This is a genomic window from Mycobacterium numidiamassiliense (assembly GCF_900157365.1).
In the GTDB taxonomy this organism is placed as follows: domain Bacteria; phylum Actinomycetota; class Actinomycetes; order Mycobacteriales; family Mycobacteriaceae; genus Mycobacterium; species Mycobacterium numidiamassiliense.
The window spans coordinates 2,699,428-2,719,567 of the sequence record NZ_FUEZ01000004.1; the positions used below are offsets into that span (position 1 = coordinate 2,699,428).

The window sequence follows — 20,140 nt, forward strand, 5'->3', positions numbered from 1 at the left end:
GCAGGAGCCACCATGTCGCGGATCGACACTCACCATCACGCCATCCCGTCGTTCTACCGAGATATGTTGATAAAGGCCAAGATTGACGAAGAGAGCGGTCGTGCCCTTCCGGAGTGGAGTCCTGAGGCGTCGCTGCAGACGATGGCCGAACTCGACATCGATACCGCGATCCTGTCCGTCTCCACGCCGGGTACCGCCTTCTCGACGGGCGCCGCCGAGGCCGTTGCGCTGGCTCGCGATATTAATGACTACCTGGCCGATCTCGTCACGGCTCAACCCGATCGGTTCGGATACTTTGCCACCGTCCCGCTGCCGCACGTCGACGAATCCGTCGGCGAGGTCGCCAGGTCGCTGGACGAATTGCACGCGGACGGCGTGGTGTTGCTCGCCAACAATGCGGGGGTTTACCTCGGCCAGGACGGACAGGACGATCTCTTCGCCGCCCTGGATGCACGGTCGGCGGTGGTGTTCATCCACCCGGCTGTCCTGCCCGGCCCCACGGTGGACGGTGTTGCGCCGTTCGCGGCCGACTTCCTACTCGACACCACCCGCGCAGCGTATCTGCTTGTGCGCAACCAGATCTGCCGCAGGTACCCGAATATCAAATTCATCCTGAGCCACGCGGGTGGCTTCGTCCCCTACGCGTCGCATCGCATGGCGGTCGCCATCATGGGCGACACCGGACGCAGCCTGACCGACAGCCTGGACGACTTCGCGGGGTTCTATTTCGATACCGCGTTGTCTTCGAGCGCCGCCGCCTTGCCCAGCCTGCTCGCATTCGCCAAACCCGGACACCTGACCTTCGGTTCCGATTGGCCCTTCGCGCCGGTGGCGGCGGGCAAGCTGTTTGCTGCGGGCCTGGAAACCTACCCCGGACTCGGCGCGAGCGAGCGCAGTGCGATCGAGCACAGCAACGCGCTCGCCCTTTTCCCAAGGCTGGGGACCGCGCCGCCGCCAAGTGCCGGCTCGGCGATCGACCAGGTCCGTCACACGGTCGGCAGAGCGGTCATGCGCGGCGTGGTGCGGCTGATCAACACCCGGTGACGTGTGTCAAAGCAGGGCCTTCTGCCAGGACAGCACGCGCTCGGCGAGTTCCGGTCCGCTGTCTTCCTGGATGAAGTGGCTGGCGTTGATGCGGGCATGCGGCTGCCCTGCTGCGCCCGGGACGTGTTTGATCAACGGACGGTCGGCCTGACCCAGGATCGGGTCACGAGCTCCGAAGATGGCGAGGAACGGCTTCTCCCATCGGCCCAGGGCGTCCCAGGCCGCTCGATTGGCCGGAACGGCCGGGTCGTCGGGGGAAGTCGGCACCAACTGCGGAAATGCCCGGGCCCCGGCTTGATACGTCTTGTCCGGAAAGGGGGCGTCGTAGCCGGCGCGCACCTTGGGAGGAACCCTGCGGACGGTGCCGCCCGCGACGATGCGACCGGCGGGCAGCACGGGGGAGTAGCGGGCAAAGGCCCGCCATGCCAAGAACCCCGGAGAGGGCCGCCGCTGGGCGGTGGGCAGAAAGCCGTTCGCCACGACCACGCGCGCAATTCGTTCACCTTGTTCGGCGGCGATACGCAGACCAATCAGCGATCCCCAGTCCTGGACGAACAGCGTGACGTCTTGCAGCTTGAGGCGCTCAAACCACGACGTCACCCATTGGACATGCCGAAGGTAGGTGTAGTCCTCGATACGGCCTGGCTTGTCGGAGCGGCCGAAGCCGATCAGGTCGGGGGCGAGCACGCGGTTCCCGGCGTCCGCCAGGGCCGGAATCATGGTCCGGTACAGATAGCTCCACGTGGGTTCGCCGTGCAGCAGCACGATCGGCGGTCCATCGATCGGGCCTTCATCCAGAAAGTGCATGCGCAGCGGCTGCGTGTCGCTGGCCGTGACGTCAAGGTAGTTCGCTACGAACGGATAGCCTTCCAAGTTCTCGAATCTGGAGTCTGGCGTTCGCAGCACCTGCATATCAGCTCCTCCGGTGGACTGGCACCTCTGCAAGCCTCTCTCCGCGGGGCGACTTCGTCCAGTGCGAGAATTCCTTGGGCAGAGCTTGTCAGGCAACTAAAATAGCCAATCTATGGCGATTCGGCGCGCTGTCCTGCTGATTGCGGACATCGGCGGCTACACGAACTACATGCATTGGAACCGTGCGCACTTAGCGCACGCCCAGCTGACGGTGGCGCAGTTGCTGGAATCGGTGATCGACGCAGGCAAGGGGCTGAAACTGGCGAAGTTGGAGGGTGACGCCGCGTTTTTCTGGGCACCCGACGGCAACGCCAACGTGCTGGTACCCGAGCGGTTGCGGCGCATGCGCCAGTCGTTCCTGGCCCGCAGACAGCGGATCGCAACGGACATCGCCTGCGACTGCGCGAGCTGCGAACAGCTGGACAGCCTGTCGCTGAAGTTCGTCGCGCACGAAGGCGAGGTGGCCGAGCAGAAGGTGAAACGCCACGTCGAGCTCGCCGGCGTGGATGTAATCCTGGTGCACCGAATGCTGAAAAATGCGGTGCCCGTGCCGGAATACGTGCTGATGACCGACCCGGTAGCCGCCTGCCTCGACGAGTCGACACGCCTGCTCGCGAAGCCGCTGACGCACGACTTCGACGGCATCGGAGAAACGTCGACGCACTACATCGACCTCGCCACGCCGGAAGCGCCGCCGGCGCCGCTGGAGCGCGGCTTCTTCGGGCGGCTGGGCATGACCACGAAATTCGAGTTGAGCTCACTGCCGTTCCTGCTGGGCATCAAGAGACCCGCGGATGGCTTCCGCAACCTGGGCCGCGGCACCGACGAACTGCTACCTAGCTGAAAAACCTTGTGCAATAGGCTAATTGACTAGGATTTGGTCAGCGCGCGGCCCATGCGTGACACGGCCTCAGTGAGAATGGTTTGCGAGGTCGCGAAATTCAACCGCACATGCCCGGCTCCGCCGGTTCCGAAGACATGGCCGGAACTGAGTGCCACACGGGCGTGGTCAAGAAACCAGCGAGCCGGCCCGGACAGATCGGCCACCACCGCAAGGCCGTCGGCTGCTTCTTCGTCAATACCGAGTTCACGGCAGTCCAGCCATGCCAGGTAAGTGCCTTGTGGCCATTGATATTTGACACCGGGAAGATGCTCGGCTACCAGATCGCCCAACAACGTCCGGTTGGCGTCGAGTCCCTGCAGCAGGAGGTCGAGCCAGTCGCTGCCGGTCTTGAATGCCTCGGTGTGCGCGAGAACGCCGAGGTGGCTCGGCCCGTGGCTGACCTCCTCGGGCATGCGCTGCAAGTCGGCGGCCGCCTCCGGGCCGGCGATGGCTAGCGCCGCCTTCAACCCGGACAGATTCCAGGCCTTGGAGGCAGAGGTCAGGGCGAAGGCGTTCTCAGCTCCTGGCACGGTCAGGAAGGGCGTGAAGCGTGATCCCGTCAAGATGACGGGGGCGTGGATCTCGTCTGAGACCACCCGGACATCCAATCGGCGGGCGAGTTCGGCGACCCCGCGTAGTTCCTCGACGGTGTGTACCGATCCCGTCGGGTTGTGCGGATTGCACAACAGATACGCGACCTTCGCGTCCTTTCCGGCGCCCGCACGGGCGCGTTCCAAGGCATCCTCCAAGGCGTCCAGGTCAATTCGGCCATTGTCGTCGAGAGGCGATTCGATCACTCGGCGGCCGTCGTGTGACACGAACGCATAAAACGGCGCGTACACCGGTGGGTTGACGACGACGGCGTCACCCCGATTGGTGACCAGGCGTAGCACCTCGACGACACCGAGCATGACGTCCGGAACGAGCGCGGTGCGGCTCACCTCCACGTCATCCCAGTGCCAATGCTGCGAGGCGAATTGGCTGACCGCCTCGCCGAACGCGGTGCCGCCGGGATAGCCGGTGTCGCCGATATCGATGGCCCGACGCAGGACCTCGGCCACCTTCGGGGGCAGCTTGACGTCCATCTCGGCGACCCACAGCGGCAAGACATCGGCGGGATGGGCGCGCCATTTCATGCTCGTCCGCCGCTGCAGCTGCTGCAGGGTGAGTTCCTCGAGCGGATTCGACGTCACCCAGGCAGCCTAAGCCGCCCGGCTCACCCGATGACGAACGCGTGCTTGGGGATTGTCAACGGCAGGTCCACCGAACTCAGCAGACCCGGTTCTGCGGCAACGACATACGGCACCGCGTTGACGACACGCATTGCCGTGGCGACCATCGCCCCCGCGCCGGACGTCATTCCACCGACTCCCGACTTCTGCGGGTCCTTGAGCGTCGCGGCCAGGGTGCAGTCGATGTCGGGGTCGCCAAAAATCTGAACCCGGTAGGACAGATCGCCGATCCCGGTTGGCCATTCGGGCGCGACGTCATGCGCGAGCCGGGTGATGTGCTCGATGACAATGGCCTCGCGGCCGTCGACCACGCCGCTCGCCCGCATGCGCAGCGCCCCGGCCGTGCCCGCCTCGACGGTGCCCATGGCGACCTCGAGCGTCCGGTTGGTGACCGCGCGGTCGAAATGCTCGCGGACCTCCTGGACCTCGACCCCGAGTGCGTCGCCGATCAACCGGATCTGCCCCGACCATTCGCCGGCGATGGCGCCGGCGAAGCCGATCCAGGGCTGGTAGTCCAGCGGCCGGCCGAAGCCCAGCGCGTCGCTCATGATGTCGGGGACGCCGTAGTCGTCGTACAGGCCGATCTCCCACGAGTGGATCTTCTCGATCGACGCCGACTGCGTGCTCAGCACCAGCGGCAGGTAGTCGGCGGCGAACCCGGGCTCGATCCCCGACGCGTACAGCGACACCTGGCCCTGTTTGGCCGCGGCGACCAATTGGTCGCGCCATTCCGCGGGTTCGTAGGCGTGCGGGTTGACCAAGCGGGTGGTGCTGGTCGTGACGACGTTGATCCCCGCTTCGAGCAGCCTGACGTAGTCCGGGATGGCCAGGGCGTCGCGTTCCGGGCCGCTGGCCGCGTAGATCACGCAGTCGGGTTTCAGGGCGATCAGCGCGTCGGCATCGTTGGTGGCTTTCAGGCCGATCGGCTCACCGTTGGCGAGTTCGCCGGCGTCCTTGCCGTCCTTCTCGGGGGAGTGCACCCACACCCCGACGAGATCCAGATTGGGCCGCCGGTGGATGGCGTGGATGGCGATCGAGCCGATGCCGCCCGTCGCCCACACAACTACGCGCTGAGCCGTCATCTTGTTCCTCCTCAGTTGCATGCGCGATGAAAGCTGAGGCGGCCGTTGCCGTTACGGCGGCAGGCGGCTGTTACCACCCAACGTTCGATTCGGAAGCTAACAGTCACGAGGCCGCGCGGTCAAGGGTTTAAGAAAGCAAGCACTATCCTAACGAACAAATTTTAGGTTAACCTGCACGATGTGAGGGTCGACCAATGTTTTGCCCGCCTCCGAGCGACAACGGTCGATCGCGTTGACGCTGAGAGGCGGGCAAGTCACCCATTCCCTAGGACCGACTCCGGCGGCCGCTGATGCTCACGCTCAGGTTCGACATGCGCGCCCCGACGTGGGCCGCGCCGGCGGCCGATCTGTACGCCGCGGCCGTCGACATGTGCGCGTGGGCGGAGACCCGGGGCGCCGCACTCGTCGTGCTGTCCGAGCACCACGGCGCCGACGACGGCCACCTGCCCGTACCGCTGACGCTGGCGTCGGCGATCGCAGCCAGGACAAGCGTTTTGGCGATTCTGCTGGCCGCCGTACCGCTGCCGATGTGGGACGTCGTGCGGCTCGCCGAGGAGATGAGCGTGCTGGACCTGATCAGCAGGGGACGGGTGTCGTACGTGTTCGGCGTCGGGCATCGGCGTGAGGAATACGACCACTTCGGCCTTGACATGAGCACACGCGGTCGGGTCGCTGACGAGATGCTAGCCGTGCTCGCCCCACTGGTGCGCGGTGAATCCGTCGAATACCGGGGCCGTCGGGTTCGCGTCACCCCGGCAGCCGCGTCGCCCGACGGCCCGATGGTGCTGATCGCCGGTGGCAGCAAGGCCGCGGCGCGGCGGGCCGGCACGCACGGACTGGGGTTCATCTCGCAAACCGCGTCACCCGAGCTCAAGGAGTATTACCAGGCGCAATGCCGCGCACACGGCCATCAGCCGGGAATCGTTCAGTTCCCCGTATCCGGCGCTCCGACAGCAGTTTTCGTTGCCGAAGACGTCGACCAGGCATGGGATCAGTTGGGGCCGCACCTGTTGCATGACGCGCAGACCGCCGCCTCCTACCGGCCACACGACGACTCGGTCGCCAGCATCACCCGTGCCGAGACGGTGGCGGGCTTGCGCGAAGACAGCGGTCCCTACCGTATCTTCACGTCCGACGAGGCGGTCGACTACATGCGCGGCGGACAACTGCTGCCCCTGCACCCACTCTGCGGCGGCGTTGCACCCGAGGCGGCGTGGCCGTATCTCGAGCGCGCCGCGGCCGCCAGCGCGCGAGCCCACGAGCAGTAAGGAACACGGCCAGTGCCAACCTCAATACGCACCGTCGTGTGGTCCACCGGGGGAGTAGGGGCGATCGCGATCGATGGAATCAGGCATCGACCCGACCTGGAATTGGTTGGGGTATGGGTACATTCACCCGAGAAGGTCGGCAAGGACGCCGGCGAGTTGGCGGGCGGTGAGCCCCTGGGCCTGTTGGCCACCAACGACGCCGACGCGCTGATCGCGTGTAAGCCCGACTGCGTCGTGTACGCGGCGAGCGGCCCGGAACGCGAGGCCGGGGCGGTGCCAGATTACGTGCGGCTGTTGAAGGCCGGCATCAACGTGGTGTCGACGACGTCGACGGGGTTGATCTATCCGCCGGCGTATTTCGCACCGAATTGGCGCGCGGAACTCGAAGAGGCGGCCAACGCCGGCAACGCGTCGTTCTACGGATCGGGCATCTTTCCCGGGTTCACGTCCGATCAGCTCGCCCTGCTGATGACCACTCAGTCCAAGAAGATCCGCCGCATCACCGTCAGCGAGGTCGCGCTCAACGACCACTACCCGGTGGCCGACGTCATGATGAACGGGTTGGGCTTCGCCCGCCCGCTCGATTTCGAGCCGATGCTCAAGACGCCGGGCTTCATCGAAATGACTTGGAAGGCGCCGCTATACCTGATCGCCGCCGGTCTTGGAGTCGAGATCGAGGAGGTGCGCGGCTCCCTGGACCGTGAGCTGACCCACCGCGACATCGAGGTGGCGTTCGGCATCGTACCGGCGGGTACCTGCGGCGCCGTCCGGACCCGCGCGGCGGGGGTGGTCGACGGCCGCGAGGCCATCGTCCTCGAACACATCATCCGGATGGCCCGCGACGTCGCACCGGACTGGCCTACCTCGGACTGCGATGCGACCTACCGCGTCGACATCGAGGGCGACCCCGACATCCACTGCGCGATGACGGTCGGCGATGCCGAAGGCCACGGCGCCGGAAATGCCGCGATGACCTCCACGGCGATGCGGGTCGTCAATGCGATTCCCTACGTAGTCGACGCGGCTCCGGGCCTGCTCAGCTCGCTGGATATCCCGACCACCCTGCCGCGGCACGTGTTCGACTGAGCGCGTAGCCTACGTCACACAAAGATTAGTCAGGCTAGGGTTTTTCGAATTTTCGAGGAGTCGCTTTGTACACACTGCGCTTCGATATGCGTGCACCGTCGTGGGGCGCACCACCCGCCGCGCTGTATGCCGCGGTGCCCGAAATGTGTTCCTGGGCCGAAGATCACGGCGGCCTGGCCGCCGTGCTGTGTGAACACCATGGGTCCGAGGACGGCTACCTGCCGTCGCCGATGATCCTGGCGCCGGCAATCGCCGCGCGCACACAGCGATTGGCGATGAACCTGATCCTGATTCTGCCGTTCTACGACCCGGTCCGGTTGGCCGAGGACATGTCCGTGCTCGACATCATCAGCAATGGACGGGCCATGTACACGATGGCCCTCGGGTACCGGCCCGAGGAGTTCGAGCACTTCGGCTTGGCAATCAAAAGGCGTGGCCGGATCGCCGACGACAAGCTTGGGTTGCTGCGCCGACTGCTGGCCGAAGGAGCTGTCGAAGAAGACGGACGCCGGATCAACGTGACGCCGGCCCCACTGACGGCGGGTGGTCCGTCGATGATGTGGGGTGGTGGCACGCTGGCGGCGGCGCGTCGGGCCGGCAGATACGGCCTGGGCATGCTCGGCAACGCCGACACTCCCGGTATGCGCGAGGCGTACGAGGAGGCGTGCCGCGAGCACGGCCATGAGCCCGGGCCGACGATGTTCCCCGGCCGCGACACCCCCTCGGTCGTGTTCGTCGCCGACGATGTGGACCAGGCGTGGAAAGAGATTGGCGAGCATCTACTGCACGACGTGCGAACCTACGCCGCGTGGAATCCCGGGGACGAGACGACGGCCGGCTTCTCGCACGTGAGCACTGTCGACGAGCTGCGCGAGAAGCCGGGTTCGCACATCATTATCTCTGTGCCAGAGGCAATTTCGAGGGTCCGCGAAGGTCAGGTACTCAACCTGTCGCCGTTGTGCGGCGGGCTGGCACCGGACATCGCGTGGACGTATCTCAAGCGCGTCGGCGAAGTTGTGCTGCCCCAGGCTCGTTCGTAACGACGCTATTTGGGTTGGTTGGGCGTGCCCGGGTACAGCTCTTCGGTCGGCCCCGCCGTCACATAGCCGCCCAGCTTCGTAATGAGATGGGGCGCAAAGACCGCACCGTACAACAGGTTTCCGAAGACGATGACGGTGACGACGGACAGCACCGACGATTGCACGCGATTCTTCGTCTTCGTGTCAGCCCACATCTCGACGATATTCCGTCCTTCGGAATCGGTCCGCCCCAGCAAATAGGCGAAGACCATCATCTGGATACCCATGGCGAGGGAGTCGTAGAGCGGGTACTGGTGCTTGGTGCCCTCGAAGATCGCGAGGCCCGGAATCACATAGCCGTAGTAGAAGTTCCCCAGTTGGGCCCCCGTGAAGGCGTTGAAAAACAAAGCCCAGCTGACACCGACGGCGAGGCCGACCACGAGGAGGGTGATTGGCCTGCGCCAGCCGAACTTTGCGCTCAGCCAACGTCCGAGCGCGGCGCCGCTCAGGCCGGGAATCACGAAGTAGGAGACGTAGCCAAGGGGCACCGACGAAGGCAGTCCGCCCCATGTGACGTTCAACGGCCACCAGGACGGCATCCGGGGCAGCGCGGGAGGAAACTGGGCGTACATCGCCCAGTCGTACGGCGACTCGATCCAGGAGAACGAGATCGCCGAGAGGCTCAGCAGCAGCAGTGGGTGGATCCGTCGGCGGCGGTAGCTCAGATAGATCCCGATGACCAGGAACGCGATGCTGCTGACATAGGCGAAGTACATCGCCCCCGCCATCTGGGGCGTCATTTCGGTCTTCACTGGCGGCCCTCGTCGCTCGGCGCGCGCCGCGCCTCGGGATCGAAGCGCAGGACCAGCCCGAATATCAGGACGATCAGGCCGAACAGCGTGCCAAGCATGATGACAGCGCCCATGATGTCACCCTTTCGATACACTCTTTGGATAGTGGCTACTATCTCCGTTAGATAGTGGATACTATCCTAAAGTTCGTCGACCGCGAAGCCCGTTTCGAGGAGTGGACATCGGTGCCCCAGCGAGCAACTAAGCAGCCGATTGCGGCGCACACGCCGGCGGCGGCCGCGCGTCGGCCCCGCGGCGAGCCCCGTCGACTTCTGCTCGACGCCGCCCGGACGCTCTTCGCCGGCCAGGACTATCGCAGCACCACCACGCGCGAAATCGCCCAGGCCGCAGGCGTCACCGAGCACCTGCTCTTTCGCAACTTTGGTTCGAAGGCGGCGCTGTTCCGCGAGGCGCTCGTCGTGCCCTTCGTGAGCTTCGTCGACGAGTTCGGCCAGACTTGGCAGTCGGTGGTGCCCGAGGAGACCGACGAGACAGAGCTGACTCGGCTTTTCGTCTCGCAGCTCTACGACGTGTTCGTCGAACACCAGGGTCTGCTGCTGACGCTCATGGCATCCGAGACCCTCAGCGATGAGGAGCAATCGGATGCCGGCATTGCCGAGATCCGGCGCGCCATAACGGTGCTCGGCCAGATCAGTGTTGAGGGCATGCAGTTGCGGGGGCTGCGATCGGACCATCCCGACCTGCCGGCCCACTCGACGGTGTCGATGATCGCCGGAATGGCCGCCCTGCGTTCGACTTATTTCGGGAACAAACAACCGCCGCGGGAGGTGATCGTTGAGGAACTCGTTCAAGCGCTCCTGCACGGCTTCTTGCACCGCAACGACTGATATAGGGATCCGACTATGAGCAGCCCCAGCGCCGTCGAATTGTATTACGACCCATTCGATGTCGACATCGACTCAAACCCCTACCCGGTGTGGAAGCGCATGCGCGAAGAAGCGCCGCTGTACTACAACGAAAAGTACAACTTCTACGCCCTGAGCCGCTACGACGACGTTGCGCGCGAGCTGCACAACTGGCAGACCTATCGATCCGGTCGCGGCACCACCGCCGACATCCTGTTCGCGAATATCGAAGTGCCACCGGGCATTCTACTCTTCGAGGATCCGCCGCTACACGACCTGCACCGCAAACTGCTGTCCCGCGTCTTCACCCCCCGGCGCATGCTGGCGGTCGAGTCGATGGTGCGTGGATTCTGTGTCCGCGAGCTCGATCCACTGGTTGGCCAGGGTGGCTTCGACTTCATCGCGGACCTGGGCGCGATGATGCCGATGCGGACCATCGGATATCTCCTGGGCATCCCCGAAGCGGACCAAGAGAAGATCCGGGATCGCAGCGTCGCCAACATCGAAATGACCAAGGACAGCGACCCCGCCCAGGTCGATGCGAGTGTCTTTGCCAACACCATCGCGCTGTTCGCGGAGTACATCGAATGGCGGGCTGGTCATCCTTCCGATGACCTGATGACCGAACTGCTGCGGGCCGAGATCGAGGAGCCCGACGGCACCAAGCGCCCCCTGTCGCGGACCGAGGTGCTGTCCTACACCGCGATGATCGCCGGTGCCGGCAACGAAACCACCGCTCGCCTCATCGGTTTCATGGGACAGCTGTTGTCCGATCACCCCGATGCACGCCGCGAGCTTGCGGCCGACCATTCGCTGATCCCCGGCGCGATCGAGGAGACCCTGCGTTACGAACCGCCGTCACCGGTGCAGGCGCGCTACGTCGCGCAGCAGGCCGAGCTCTACGATCGCGTGATTCCGGAGGGGTCGTACATGCTGCTGCTGAACGCGTCGGCCAACCGCGACGAAAACCAGTTCGCTGATCCGGACCGCTACGACATCCACCGCGGCGGAAGTCACCTCAGCTTCGGGCAGGGCCTGCATTTCTGCTTGGGCTCGGCGCTGGCCCGGTTGGAAGCGCGGGTGGCCTTCGAAGAGGTCCTCAACCGTTGGCCCGACTGGGAAGTCGACTACGCCAACGCACAACGTGCGCACACCGCGAGCGTGCGTGGTTGGGCACGCTTGCCGGTTGTCACTGGCTAAGAAGCGCTTTGGTCGATCAGCACCGCCCCGTCGGGCTGGTTCCCCAGCGTCTGCAGCGGAATGTCCTCGCCCTGCGCGGTGAGCCGGACGATCTGGGCCAGTTGCGCGGGGGCGTCGCATTGGATGTAGTGATCGCCGCCCGGCACCACCCAGTAGCGATTTCGCCCGGGCTTGTCCTTCAGGTATGCCTGCCAGATGTGATTGGGAACCCGCAACGGGGCCACGTTGTCGTGCACACCCCACACCACCGTGGTGTTGATGTGGCTCTTGGAAAGTGTGTCAAGCCAACTGGTTTCGTCCGCGGCCCGCTCGTTGAGGTATTGAATCGTGTCGGGCAGCACCCGGATCCCGTCGTTGTGGGCAAAGCACTTGGCCAGCGCGGCGATCTCCGGGTCGTCCAGCGTGCGCCGCGGCATGAAGGTGCTGGCGCCCAAGCCGGCCGCCAGGGTCTCGGGCGTGGTCGCCGCCGCGGTGGCTCGGCCCGTCGCGGGGTCGAGCAGCGCCGTTTGGTACACGGTGAGGTTGGACAGCGGCAGGTAGATGTTGCCGTTCGTCACGATCAGGTCCAGCGGCGCGATCGGCGGATCCTGGGCCGCGAGCATGCCGACCGCGATCAGGCCGACGCTGCTGCCGCGGTCGTGGGTGAGGATGCGGAATCCGGTCAGATTCCACACCTCGGTGATCGCGTGCACCAGCAGGCGCGCGTCGTCGTACAGCGAATAGACGTAGGGCTCGGGGGGCTTTTCGGACAAGCCGTAGCCGGGGAAGTCGAGCAGAAAGATGTCGAACTCGGCGCTGAGTTCATTCGTCAACGCGAAGTAGTCGATGCTCGAGGTCGGGAAACCGTGCACCAGCACCAGCGGAGGTGCGCCGGGCGTGCCGCATCGGCGACTGAACACACCGACGTCTTGTCCCGCGTTGGCCGCAGTAGTTGACCGCCAACGAAGTTCGGTTGCGCCTCTTTGCCACTCCGCGAAGATGTCCAAGCCGCCAGCATGTCAGAGGTGAGCAAGGTCAGACAACCATGCCGGTTACGGGGATCTTCACGCGTCACAGAAAATGGGCCCACGCTAGCGGTGGACGCGGCTAGTTCGGGATATGTCGTTTTGCCCGCCTCCGAGCGACAAACCGGCGGGCCCGCACGCTCAGCGACCGACGTTGTCGCTCGGAGGCGGGCAAAAGCCCACCAGCGAGGTCACATGGACGGTCACCGCGGCCAGGCGTCCCAGCTGATCATGGTCCGCAGCGGCCCGGCGAACACGGGTCGCACGGCGCCTGAACGCCAGCGATCTTCGACGAGCGGAGCCAGGGCGTCGCAGGTGGTCAGCGGGTCGGCGTCGAGGTAGACGACCGTGATGTATTGGTGGTTGGCGCGCCACCCCCGGGGTAGATGGCTCCACCCGGTGCTCGAACCGAATGTCCAGGCGCCGGCGGTGCCCGGTGTGGCGAGCAACGCCGGATAGTGCTCGGCATGCAGCCATTGCAGCCACTCGTTCGAGCGGCCGTCGGTGGGCTCTTCGACGATCAGCAGGATGCCGCGGTGCGGTCGAAACGGCACCACCTCGGCCGAAATCAGCGCGTGCGGCGCGGCGTGCCACTGCAGCAGGCGCAGCCCCGCCACTTGCAGTGACGGCCGCGCGACGGGAAAGCGACCGTTTTCCCGCAGTGCGCGGCCGAGAGCGACGAACTCGTCGAAGGTTTCTTCGACGGGATCGGCGACCAGGTAGTGCACGACGTTGCCGATGTCGCTCAGCGGTCCGTGGGCCGCCAGGCGGTGCTTGGGGTAGTCGCCGTCCGCGATCCAGCGCAGCCCGTGCACGATGCCAGGAAGCTGGTACTGCTCCGGCATGTGATCCAGCAGGTGCCACCGCAGATAACTGCCATCGTCGTCGGCCGGCGCCGGCGGGGTGAGGCTGAAAAAGCCTGCCTTGAAACGCATTACGTAGTACCCCCAAGTTCGGCGAGGGCCTGCAGATTCTCCAGATAGTGCTGCAGGGAGGTATGGGTGAAGATGGCGCTGACGATGGTGGCGCCGTGGGCGGCGGTCTCGCCGAGCGCATCGCGGGTGCGGTCTGGTTCTTTGATCGGGTCGAGCAGGGCGGGGGGTGGCAGGATGACTTCGAAGTCGGGCGGAAGGTCAAAGCGGCCCAACCATTCTCGCGCCTGCTGCAGTCCCACGTTGAAAGGCGCCCAACCGTCGGCCAGGGTCGCGGCCCGGCGCAGCGATCGCAGCGTGCGTCCGCCAATCCAGAGGGGAACCCGGTCCTGGACGGCGCACGGGTCGACGACCATGCCGTGGAACGAATAAAACTCGCCGTGATAGGCGGGCTCGGCGACCGACAGTGCGGCGCGCAACGCCCGCAGGGCGTCGTCGCCCCTCGGTCCGCGGTCGTCGAAGGGGGCGCCGAGGAGGTCGAACTCCTCCTTGAGGCTGCCGACGCCCACACCGAGAATGAGCCTGCCGTTGCTCACCTTGTCCAGGGTTCCGTAGCGTTTGGCGATCTCCAGCGGGTGGTGGTAGGCCAGCACCAACACGTTGGTGGCCAACCGAATTCGCTGGGTGCGCGCGGCCAGGTAGCCGAACGTCGCCAGCGGGTCCCAGTAGCGCGCACCCCGGCGCTGCTGCTCGACGGCGGGCAGCGCGATGTGTTCGCTGCAGGTGAGGTGGTGGTAGCCGAGTCGGTCTGCGGACTCTGCGATCTGGGCCAGGTCCTCGATCGCGGCGTCCTTTTCCCAGCTGCCGCTGATCTGCGGCAGCATCGTCACCACGGGTGTGGCCACCGACAGCTTTGTCATCGCGCAGATCTTACCGAGTGCCGGCCCAGGCTTTGCGGCGGTCGGATAACGGGGTAAATTCTAACAATGCTCGAATATTTTCGAACAACGATAGAATTCTGGTGAGAGCCGTGGCCGTTGCGGCGAAACATGACCCCGCGCCAAGGCGTGCCTACGGCGAACTCGACCGGGCTGAGGTGGTCGCTGCCCTGCGTAAGGTGGCGCGGCGCGTTGGCGCGGAACGCGTGACGATGCGCGAACTCGCCGCCGAACTCGGCGCCGCCGCGCCGTCGGTGTACTACCACGTCCCGGGAAAGCGGGCGGCTCTCGAGCTGCTCGCCGAATCCGTGCTGGCCGAGATTCCGTCGCCGGCGGCCGGTCCGTGGCATGACCGCCTCATCGATTTCTACTGTGCGGCAAGGGAAATGATCCTTGACGTGCCAGGAGTCGCCGGTATCCTGCAGACGAGCAGCGGAAGCGAACCCGCTCGCCGGCTCGACCGATTCAGCCGCTCTCTGCTCCGCGAGGCCGGGCTGGCGAAGACCGATGTGGCTGCCGCCCATACCGTGCTGTATACCTACCTGCTCGGCTCGATAGCGCTGGAGGAAGCACGCTCGATCCCCGGCGCGGCGCGAGGCCGACGTCAGAGTCCAGCCCAGTTCCGTGCCGGACTCGATGTCATCGTCGCGGGAATCACCGCCTCGACGGAGCCGCGATGAACACGCCGAAGACCCGTGTGGTGGGTTCGCTGGTCACCGAGAACCAGCAGAGTGCAGCCGATCGCGACGCCGCGGCCGTGCTCAATCCCGATTCCTTTGTCAACGGCGCCCCGTTCGACGCGTTGGCGCGGTTGCGCGCAACGGCGCCGGTGCATCCGGTGCAGTTACCCGGGCTCCCCAGAGCGTGGCTGCTGACCAAACACGCCGACGTACGATTGGTTAGCCGCGACACCGATACCTTCACCAGCAGCAAGGGCAACACCCTGGTCGAAGTCGAGGCGCCCCCGAACTCGGCCATGCTGCCCGGCATCGATCCACCCCGTCACGTCCACTACCGCAAACTGATCAACCAGGGTTTCACCCCTCGCAATGTGCAGCGGCTGGAGCCGCTCATGCGGCAGGTCGCTCGCGACATCGTCGTCGACATAGCCGAGAAGGGTGAATTCGACGCTGTCACAGACATTTCCGCGGAGATATCGCTTCAAGTCATCGCCGACGTGCTCGGTGTTCCGCGCGAGGACCGCATGGAGGTTTTCCGATGGAGCAACGCCATCGGAAGCCTGGGCATCGAAGACCCCGACTACGCGCCCAGTCCCGAAGCGCTGGGGCAGGCCGTCGCGGAGATGTTCGCCTACTGCGGCGAATTGGTCGAGCGTCGGCGCAAGCACGGGCTCACCGACGACATCTTGTCGGCGTTACTGGAATCCGAGGTGGACGGGGAGAGGCTCAACCGCGACCAGCTCAACGAGTTCTTCCTACTCTTGGCGATCGCGGGCAACGAGACCACGCGCAATACGCTGAGCCACGGGATCTTGGCGCTCTCCGAACACCCCGAGCAGCAGGCGCTGCTCGCCCGCGATCCCGACGCGATCAAACCCGCGGTGGAGGAACTGCTGCGCTGGTCGACTCCGGTGACGCACTTTCGTCGCACCGTCACCCGGGACGTCGATATCCGTGGGCAAGAAATTCCCGCCGGCGACTGGGTCCTGATTCATTACCTGTCGGCGAACCGCGACGAGGAGGTGTTCGAGCGCGCCGACGAATTCGATGTCACGCGCCCAGACGCCGGTCACGCCGCCTTCGGTGGCGGGGGAGTGCACTTCTGCCTGGGTGCTCAACTGGCCCGCCTGGAGCTGCGCGTCATGCTCGAAGAGTTGTACGGGAACGTGCCGGGTCTGCGGGTGATCGGGCCGCCCGACCGCCTGCGTTCGTCGTTCTTCCACGGCATCAAACGGCTGCCGTGCAGCACGCGCTGAATTACGACGTGTGGTAACCCTTTTCGACCCATGCGTGAATTCGCTCGGCCACGACGTTCCAGCCGGGATCGAGCATCATGTCATGGCTCATGCCCGGAAAGAATTCCGCCTGCGTGCCGTACGCCGCGGCGGTGTCATGTACTTCCCGCTGCGTGAAACACATGTCGTCGTCGGCCCCCAAGATCAGCAGCGGGGTCGTGACGCGCTCGGCTTTGGGTAGGTTCTGCCACAGCATGTCGAGCGCAATTTTCCACGCGTACTCCTCGCTGAGCAGGGCGGTGTAGCGCAGCACATCGGCCTCGGGCGTCGACGCCGAGAAGAATGTCTCGCGGGCCAATGCCGGTGTGCCACCGACGCCGCGCAATGACTTCGTTTGGGCCAGCGCCGTTCCGGTGTACCACGGGTGCCGCTTGAGCCGGCGCAGCAAAAATCCCGCAATCCCGCTGATGGGGGCGGAGGCGAGTAGTACGGCGCCCGGGACGTCGTGGGCTTCCAGATACTTTTGCACCACGAAGCCGCCCAGCGAGTGGCCGACGACCACCGGTGGTTCGGGCAGGCTCTTGGCGACGGAGTCGACATCGTCGACGAAGTCCGCAATCGAGCAGAGCCGCATGGACTTTGGCGCGGTGCTGTTTCCGTGGCCGCGCAGGCTCAGGGCCAGCGACCGATAGCCCTTGGCGGCGAAGAAGTCGAGGAAATACTCATCCCAGCACCAGGCGCCATGCCAGGCGCCGTGCACGAAAAGCAATGGCGGCTTGCCCGATTCGCGCTGCGGCGCCTTGTCGATGACCTCGAGCATGTCCGACCGTTACTCGGGTCCGCGGGCGACGGGCAGTGTCGGATCCGAACTCCACTGCGACCAGGAGCCCGGAAAGAGTGCTGCGGGACGGCCCATCGCGGCGAGTGCGGCGATCGTTACGCTCGCGGTCACACCCGACCCGCAGTAGGCCCCGATGGGCGCTTCCGGATGGATGCCGCGGTCGGACAACAGCTGGGAAAGTGCGAAATCGCCGAGAAAGGTGCCGTCGCCGGCCAATACGGCGGTGCTGGGTAGGTTTTGCGCGCCGGGGATGTGACCGGCAACCGGGTCCAGAGGTTCGACGTCGCCGCGGAAACGTTCGGGGGCGCGGGCGTCGACCAGCGTTATGCCGCCCGCTAGGGCTTGCTTTGCCGTCAGGGTCGGCCGGCGTCCGGCGTACAGATCGTCGTGCGGCACAGTCACATTCCCGGGCTGCGGTTTGACCGGGCCGGTTTCAATGCTCTGCCGAGTCGAACGCCATGCCGCCAGGCCGCCGTCCAAGATGCGGACATTTGCAAGCCCGGCGGCGGTCAGCACCCACCACGCGCGTGCGGAGCCGGCCCGATTCCAGTCGTCGTAGACCACGACCAGCGAGTCCTGCCGGATTCCCCACTCGCGGGCGGCGGCTTCCAGGCGCCGCCCGGACGGCAGCGGGTGCCGGCCGCGGCCCGCGATCGTGTGGTCGCTGAGTTCGTCGTCGAGCGACACGTACACCGCGCCCGGAAGGTGGCCTTGCAGGTAGTCCGGCCGCCCATCCGGCCGATCGACTCGCCACCGCACATCGAGAATGCTCAACGGATCGCCGGCCTCGATAGCGGCGGCCAGCTCCGTGACGGTGATCCGCACCTGGTCGCGAGCTTCCACCGGTTCAGACTAGCCGCCGCGGCGGTCTGGCTTGCGGCTTCTAGGGTGCTTCGGGGCCGAGCGTCGCCAGCATGCCGGCTGCCGCACGCTGCCAGGTGAAGGTCTCGGCGCGGCGGCGAGCGCAGATGCGGCGGTGGAATTCGGGCCGGCTGATCACCGAGCCGACCGCGCGGGCGATCGCCTCCGGATGATTGTCGGCCGAGGCGCCGCTGTCCGGTGTGATGATCTCGGTCAGCGCCGAGGTGCGTGAGACCACGGCGGGCGTACCGCAGGCCAGCGATTCGAGCGCGGCCAATCCGAACGTCTCGTGCGGGCCCGGCGCCAGCGTGACATCCGCCGACGCAAGCAGCCCGGCAACGGTGTGCCGATCGGTGACGAACCCGGTGAAGTCGACCGGCAGCCCGGCGGCCTGCCGTTGCAGCTTGGGTCGCATCGGACCCTCGCCCACGACGATCAGCCGGGCGTCGACGCCGAAATCGCACAGCGCGGCCACCGCGTCGATGCTGCGATCGACTCGCTTCTCCACCGACAGGCGACCGCAGTGGACCAGCAGCAGCTGCTCGGGCGTGACCCATTGCCGGCGCAGCAGGTACGAGTGCCGGCTCGGATGGAAGGTCTGCAGATCGACACCCAGCGGCACGGTGACGACGTTCTGCGCGCCGATGCGATCGAATTCTTCGCGCGCAAAACCGGTGGTGCACACCACCGTGTCGTAGTCGGCCGCGGTGCGGCCGTTGGCGAAGTCGGCCAGGGAACGCGCCGTCGATCCCGGAAGTATTTGTCCCGCAAGGCGATCCAGGCGTTCGTGAGAAATCATCACGGTGGTCGCGCCGTGCTCGCGGCCCCATCTGCCCAACGAACGTAGCGTGAGCCGGTCGGAGACCTCCAACGCGTCGGGCCGCAGCACCTCCAGCAGCGCCTTGACCGGCCCAGGCATCACCGCGCGGTATCCGCCGGTGAATGGAATCAACCACGCGGGCATAGTGATTCGCACCACACCCGTGGTAAGCCGGGTCCGCTCGGCGCGCGGGCCGGGGACGATCAAGAACACGTCGTGCCCGTTGGCGCAGTACTCCGCCCCCAGCCGGTCCACCGCGGTGCGTAGGCCGCCGGACCGAGGGCCGTAAAAGTTGGCGACCTGTACTACGCGCATACGCTGAGAAGACGCGGCGCTCGTGTGCAGTCAACGATGCGGAACTGACGCGTGCCTGAACAGTCCATGAATTCCCCTGGTCGCACGTCGAATTGCACGTGTCCGCAGTGTTGTTGCCTACGGATTCTTGCCAGGGGTACCCAATTTGCCCGCCTCTGAGCGACAATCCCGTGGACCGCGGTTGGCTCTGGCTTTGTCGAACGGCGTTGTCGCTCGGAGGCGGGCAAAAGGTCAGGTTCCTCCGCCCGGGCGAGCCGGCCGGGCGAGCCGGCCGCGCGAGCCGCCCGGGCGAGCCGGCCTGGCGAGCCGGCCCGAGTAGGGCAGGTGCTACTCGGCTTTTGGTCCCTCGGCCTTGTTGATGCGTTCGGACACGTCGGGGCCGGACAGCTGTGCGTCGAGGAACGCGCCGGAGGTGGGCAGGCTCAGGTGCAGCTGGGAGGCGCCGCTGACCGCGACCTGCCCGTGCTCGAGGGTGAAGTCGAGCACGTGGCCCCCGCTGGTGCGGTCGCTGTTGAGGAAATGCAGGTGGTAGCCGGCCACGGAAATGCCTTGCTGGTATTCGGGCGTGCGGAAACCGACCAGGGTTCCGGTGACATCGCTGAATCGTGTCTCGGCCTGTCCTTCGGTCGCCTCCGTCAACGACGGATAGGGCGGTTCTTGCTCCATGACGGTGCGGGTGTGTAGTTCGGCGAAGAGGCCGGCGATCTTGATCGCGTAAATCAGGTTGGCGCTTTCGATTTGGCGGTCGACCGCGGCGAGCACCTCGGCCTGACCGGTGCGGGTGGTGATGGCGATCTCGAAGTCGGGGTGGAATCTGGTCACCGCCGCGAACGGGGTCCGATCGGTTCCCGCTGCCCGAGTGGCGGATCCGTCGGCCCGCAGCCGATAGCACACGCCGTCGAGAATGACCATCTCGCCGTCGAGATGGTTGAACGTGCCCAGGCCAAAGTCCCCGTGGCGCAGGATGTCTGCCACAGTGACGTCCCCGTCGTAGACACCGTCGAGCAGGGCGCTGATGGTCGAGAACTGATACACCTCGGCGTCGTCGTCGGCGGCCCGATGGGCGAGAAGCGTTGTGGCCCAATCCTGGAAGCGCTCACGTGCGCTGGGTCTGGCGTTCATAACCCCTCC

20 protein-coding genes are annotated in these 20,140 nt (G+C 65.8%); 9 read left to right on the top strand and 11 right to left on the bottom strand.

From position 1 onward, the window contains the following. Positions 1-12: 12 nt before the first annotated feature. Positions 13-1,044, top strand: a complete 1,032-nt coding sequence (locus MNAB215_RS21220) for an amidohydrolase family protein (RefSeq protein WP_077080550.1) — start codon at positions 13-15, stop codon at positions 1,042-1,044. A 6-nt stretch (positions 1,045-1,050) separates the two neighbouring features. On the opposite strand, the gene MNAB215_RS21225 is transcribed toward MNAB215_RS21220, so the two are convergent. After that, entirely contained in the window at positions 1,051-1,956 is a 906-nt protein-coding gene (locus tag MNAB215_RS21225; RefSeq protein WP_077080551.1) for a haloalkane dehalogenase, read from the bottom strand. Between the two features lie 112 nt (positions 1,957-2,068). Between MNAB215_RS21225 and MNAB215_RS21230 the strand changes: the two genes are divergently transcribed. Continuing rightward, on the top strand, positions 2,069-2,800 hold the full coding sequence (locus tag MNAB215_RS21230; protein WP_077080552.1) for a DUF2652 domain-containing protein: 732 nt from the start codon (positions 2,069-2,071) through the stop codon (positions 2,798-2,800). Between the two features lie 26 nt (positions 2,801-2,826). Here the strand turns inward: MNAB215_RS21230 and MNAB215_RS21235 are convergent, their stop codons facing one another. Both MNAB215_RS21235 and MNAB215_RS21240 read right to left on the bottom strand, forming a co-directional pair. After that, entirely contained in the window at positions 2,827-4,032 is a 1,206-nt protein-coding gene (locus tag MNAB215_RS21235) for a MalY/PatB family protein (protein ID WP_077080553.1), read from the bottom strand. Positions 4,033-4,055: 23 nt separating this feature from the next. Then, on the bottom strand, positions 4,056-5,153 hold the full coding sequence (locus tag MNAB215_RS21240; RefSeq protein ID WP_077080554.1) for an NAD(P)H-dependent amine dehydrogenase family protein: 1,098 nt from the start codon (positions 5,151-5,153) through the stop codon (positions 4,056-4,058). 290 nt (positions 5,154-5,443) lie between these two features. Between MNAB215_RS21240 and MNAB215_RS21245 the strand changes: the two genes are divergently transcribed. The 3 genes from MNAB215_RS21245 to MNAB215_RS21255 all read left to right on the top strand — a co-directional run bounded on the left by MNAB215_RS21245 (position 5,444) and on the right by MNAB215_RS21255 (position 8,547). Next, a complete protein-coding gene (locus tag MNAB215_RS21245) occupies positions 5,444-6,421 on the top strand; it encodes an LLM class flavin-dependent oxidoreductase (RefSeq protein ID WP_077080555.1) in 978 nt (325 codons plus the stop codon). A gap of 12 nt (positions 6,422-6,433) precedes the next feature. Further along, positions 6,434-7,507 carry an NAD(P)H-dependent amine dehydrogenase family protein gene (locus MNAB215_RS21250; protein ID WP_077080556.1) on the top strand — a complete coding sequence of 358 codons (1,074 nt, stop codon included), beginning with the start codon at positions 6,434-6,436 and terminating at the stop codon, positions 7,505-7,507. A gap of 65 nt (positions 7,508-7,572) precedes the next feature. Continuing rightward, on the top strand, positions 7,573-8,547 hold the full coding sequence (locus MNAB215_RS21255; protein WP_077080557.1) for an LLM class flavin-dependent oxidoreductase: 975 nt from the start codon (positions 7,573-7,575) through the stop codon (positions 8,545-8,547). Positions 8,548-8,552: 5 nt separating this feature from the next. Here the strand turns inward: MNAB215_RS21255 and MNAB215_RS21260 are convergent, their stop codons facing one another. Continuing rightward, entirely contained in the window at positions 8,553-9,338 is a 786-nt protein-coding gene (locus MNAB215_RS21260; protein ID WP_425436496.1) for a spirocyclase AveC family protein, read from the bottom strand. 224 nt (positions 9,339-9,562) lie between these two features. Here MNAB215_RS21260 and MNAB215_RS21265 point away from each other — a divergent pair, with 224 nt between their 5' ends. Both MNAB215_RS21265 and MNAB215_RS21270 read left to right on the top strand, forming a co-directional pair. Beyond that, positions 9,563-10,225, top strand: coding sequence for a TetR/AcrR family transcriptional regulator (locus tag MNAB215_RS21265; protein ID WP_077082208.1), 663 nt, complete (start codon positions 9,563-9,565; stop codon positions 10,223-10,225). A 15-nt stretch (positions 10,226-10,240) separates the two neighbouring features. Then, positions 10,241-11,443 (top strand): cytochrome P450, encoded by a 1,203-nt coding sequence (locus MNAB215_RS21270; RefSeq protein WP_077080558.1) that lies wholly within the window; start codon positions 10,241-10,243, stop codon positions 11,441-11,443. On the opposite strand, the gene MNAB215_RS21275 is transcribed toward MNAB215_RS21270, so the two are convergent. The 3 genes from MNAB215_RS21275 to MNAB215_RS21285 form a co-directional block, all read right to left on the bottom strand. Next, positions 11,440-12,429: an alpha/beta fold hydrolase gene (locus tag MNAB215_RS21275; RefSeq protein WP_077080559.1), complete on the bottom strand. Its 990-nt coding sequence runs from the start codon at positions 12,427-12,429 to the stop codon at positions 11,440-11,442. The two genes, MNAB215_RS21270 and MNAB215_RS21275, sit on opposite strands and share 4 nt — an antisense overlap. Before the next feature lie 221 nt (positions 12,430-12,650). Then, positions 12,651-13,382 (bottom strand): hypothetical protein, encoded by a 732-nt coding sequence (locus MNAB215_RS21280; RefSeq protein ID WP_077080560.1) that lies wholly within the window; start codon positions 13,380-13,382, stop codon positions 12,651-12,653. Further along, a complete protein-coding gene (locus MNAB215_RS21285) occupies positions 13,382-14,239 on the bottom strand; it encodes an LLM class F420-dependent oxidoreductase (protein WP_077080561.1) in 858 nt (285 codons plus the stop codon). The genes MNAB215_RS21280 and MNAB215_RS21285 overlap by 1 nt, the downstream gene beginning before the upstream one ends. A 101-nt stretch (positions 14,240-14,340) precedes the next feature. On the opposite strand from MNAB215_RS21285, the gene MNAB215_RS21290 reads away from it, so the two are divergent. After that, entirely contained in the window at positions 14,341-14,937 is a 597-nt protein-coding gene (locus MNAB215_RS21290; protein ID WP_245830372.1) for a TetR family transcriptional regulator, read from the top strand. Then, the gene (locus tag MNAB215_RS21295) at positions 14,934-16,193 is read left to right on the top strand and encodes a cytochrome P450 (protein WP_077080563.1); all 1,260 of its coding nucleotides are present in this window, start codon (positions 14,934-14,936) and stop codon (positions 16,191-16,193) included. Before MNAB215_RS21290 ends, MNAB215_RS21295 begins: the two co-directional genes overlap by 4 nt. Position 16,194: 1 nt before the next feature. Here MNAB215_RS21295 and MNAB215_RS21300 read toward each other — a convergent pair whose 3' ends face one another. From MNAB215_RS21300 to budA, 4 genes are all read right to left on the bottom strand, one after another. After that, positions 16,195-16,992, bottom strand: coding sequence for an alpha/beta hydrolase (locus tag MNAB215_RS21300; RefSeq protein ID WP_077080564.1), 798 nt, complete (start codon positions 16,990-16,992; stop codon positions 16,195-16,197). A 9-nt stretch (positions 16,993-17,001) separates the two neighbouring features. Then, positions 17,002-17,856: a sulfurtransferase gene (locus MNAB215_RS21305; RefSeq protein ID WP_077080565.1), complete on the bottom strand. Its 855-nt coding sequence runs from the start codon at positions 17,854-17,856 to the stop codon at positions 17,002-17,004. Positions 17,857-17,896: 40 nt separating this feature from the next. After that, positions 17,897-19,009 (bottom strand): glycosyltransferase, encoded by a 1,113-nt coding sequence (locus tag MNAB215_RS21310; RefSeq protein WP_077080566.1) that lies wholly within the window; start codon positions 19,007-19,009, stop codon positions 17,897-17,899. Positions 19,010-19,336: 327 nt separating this feature from the next. Next, a complete protein-coding gene (gene budA / locus MNAB215_RS21315) occupies positions 19,337-20,131 on the bottom strand; it encodes an acetolactate decarboxylase (protein WP_077080567.1) in 795 nt (264 codons plus the stop codon). Positions 20,132-20,140 lie beyond the last annotated feature (9 nt).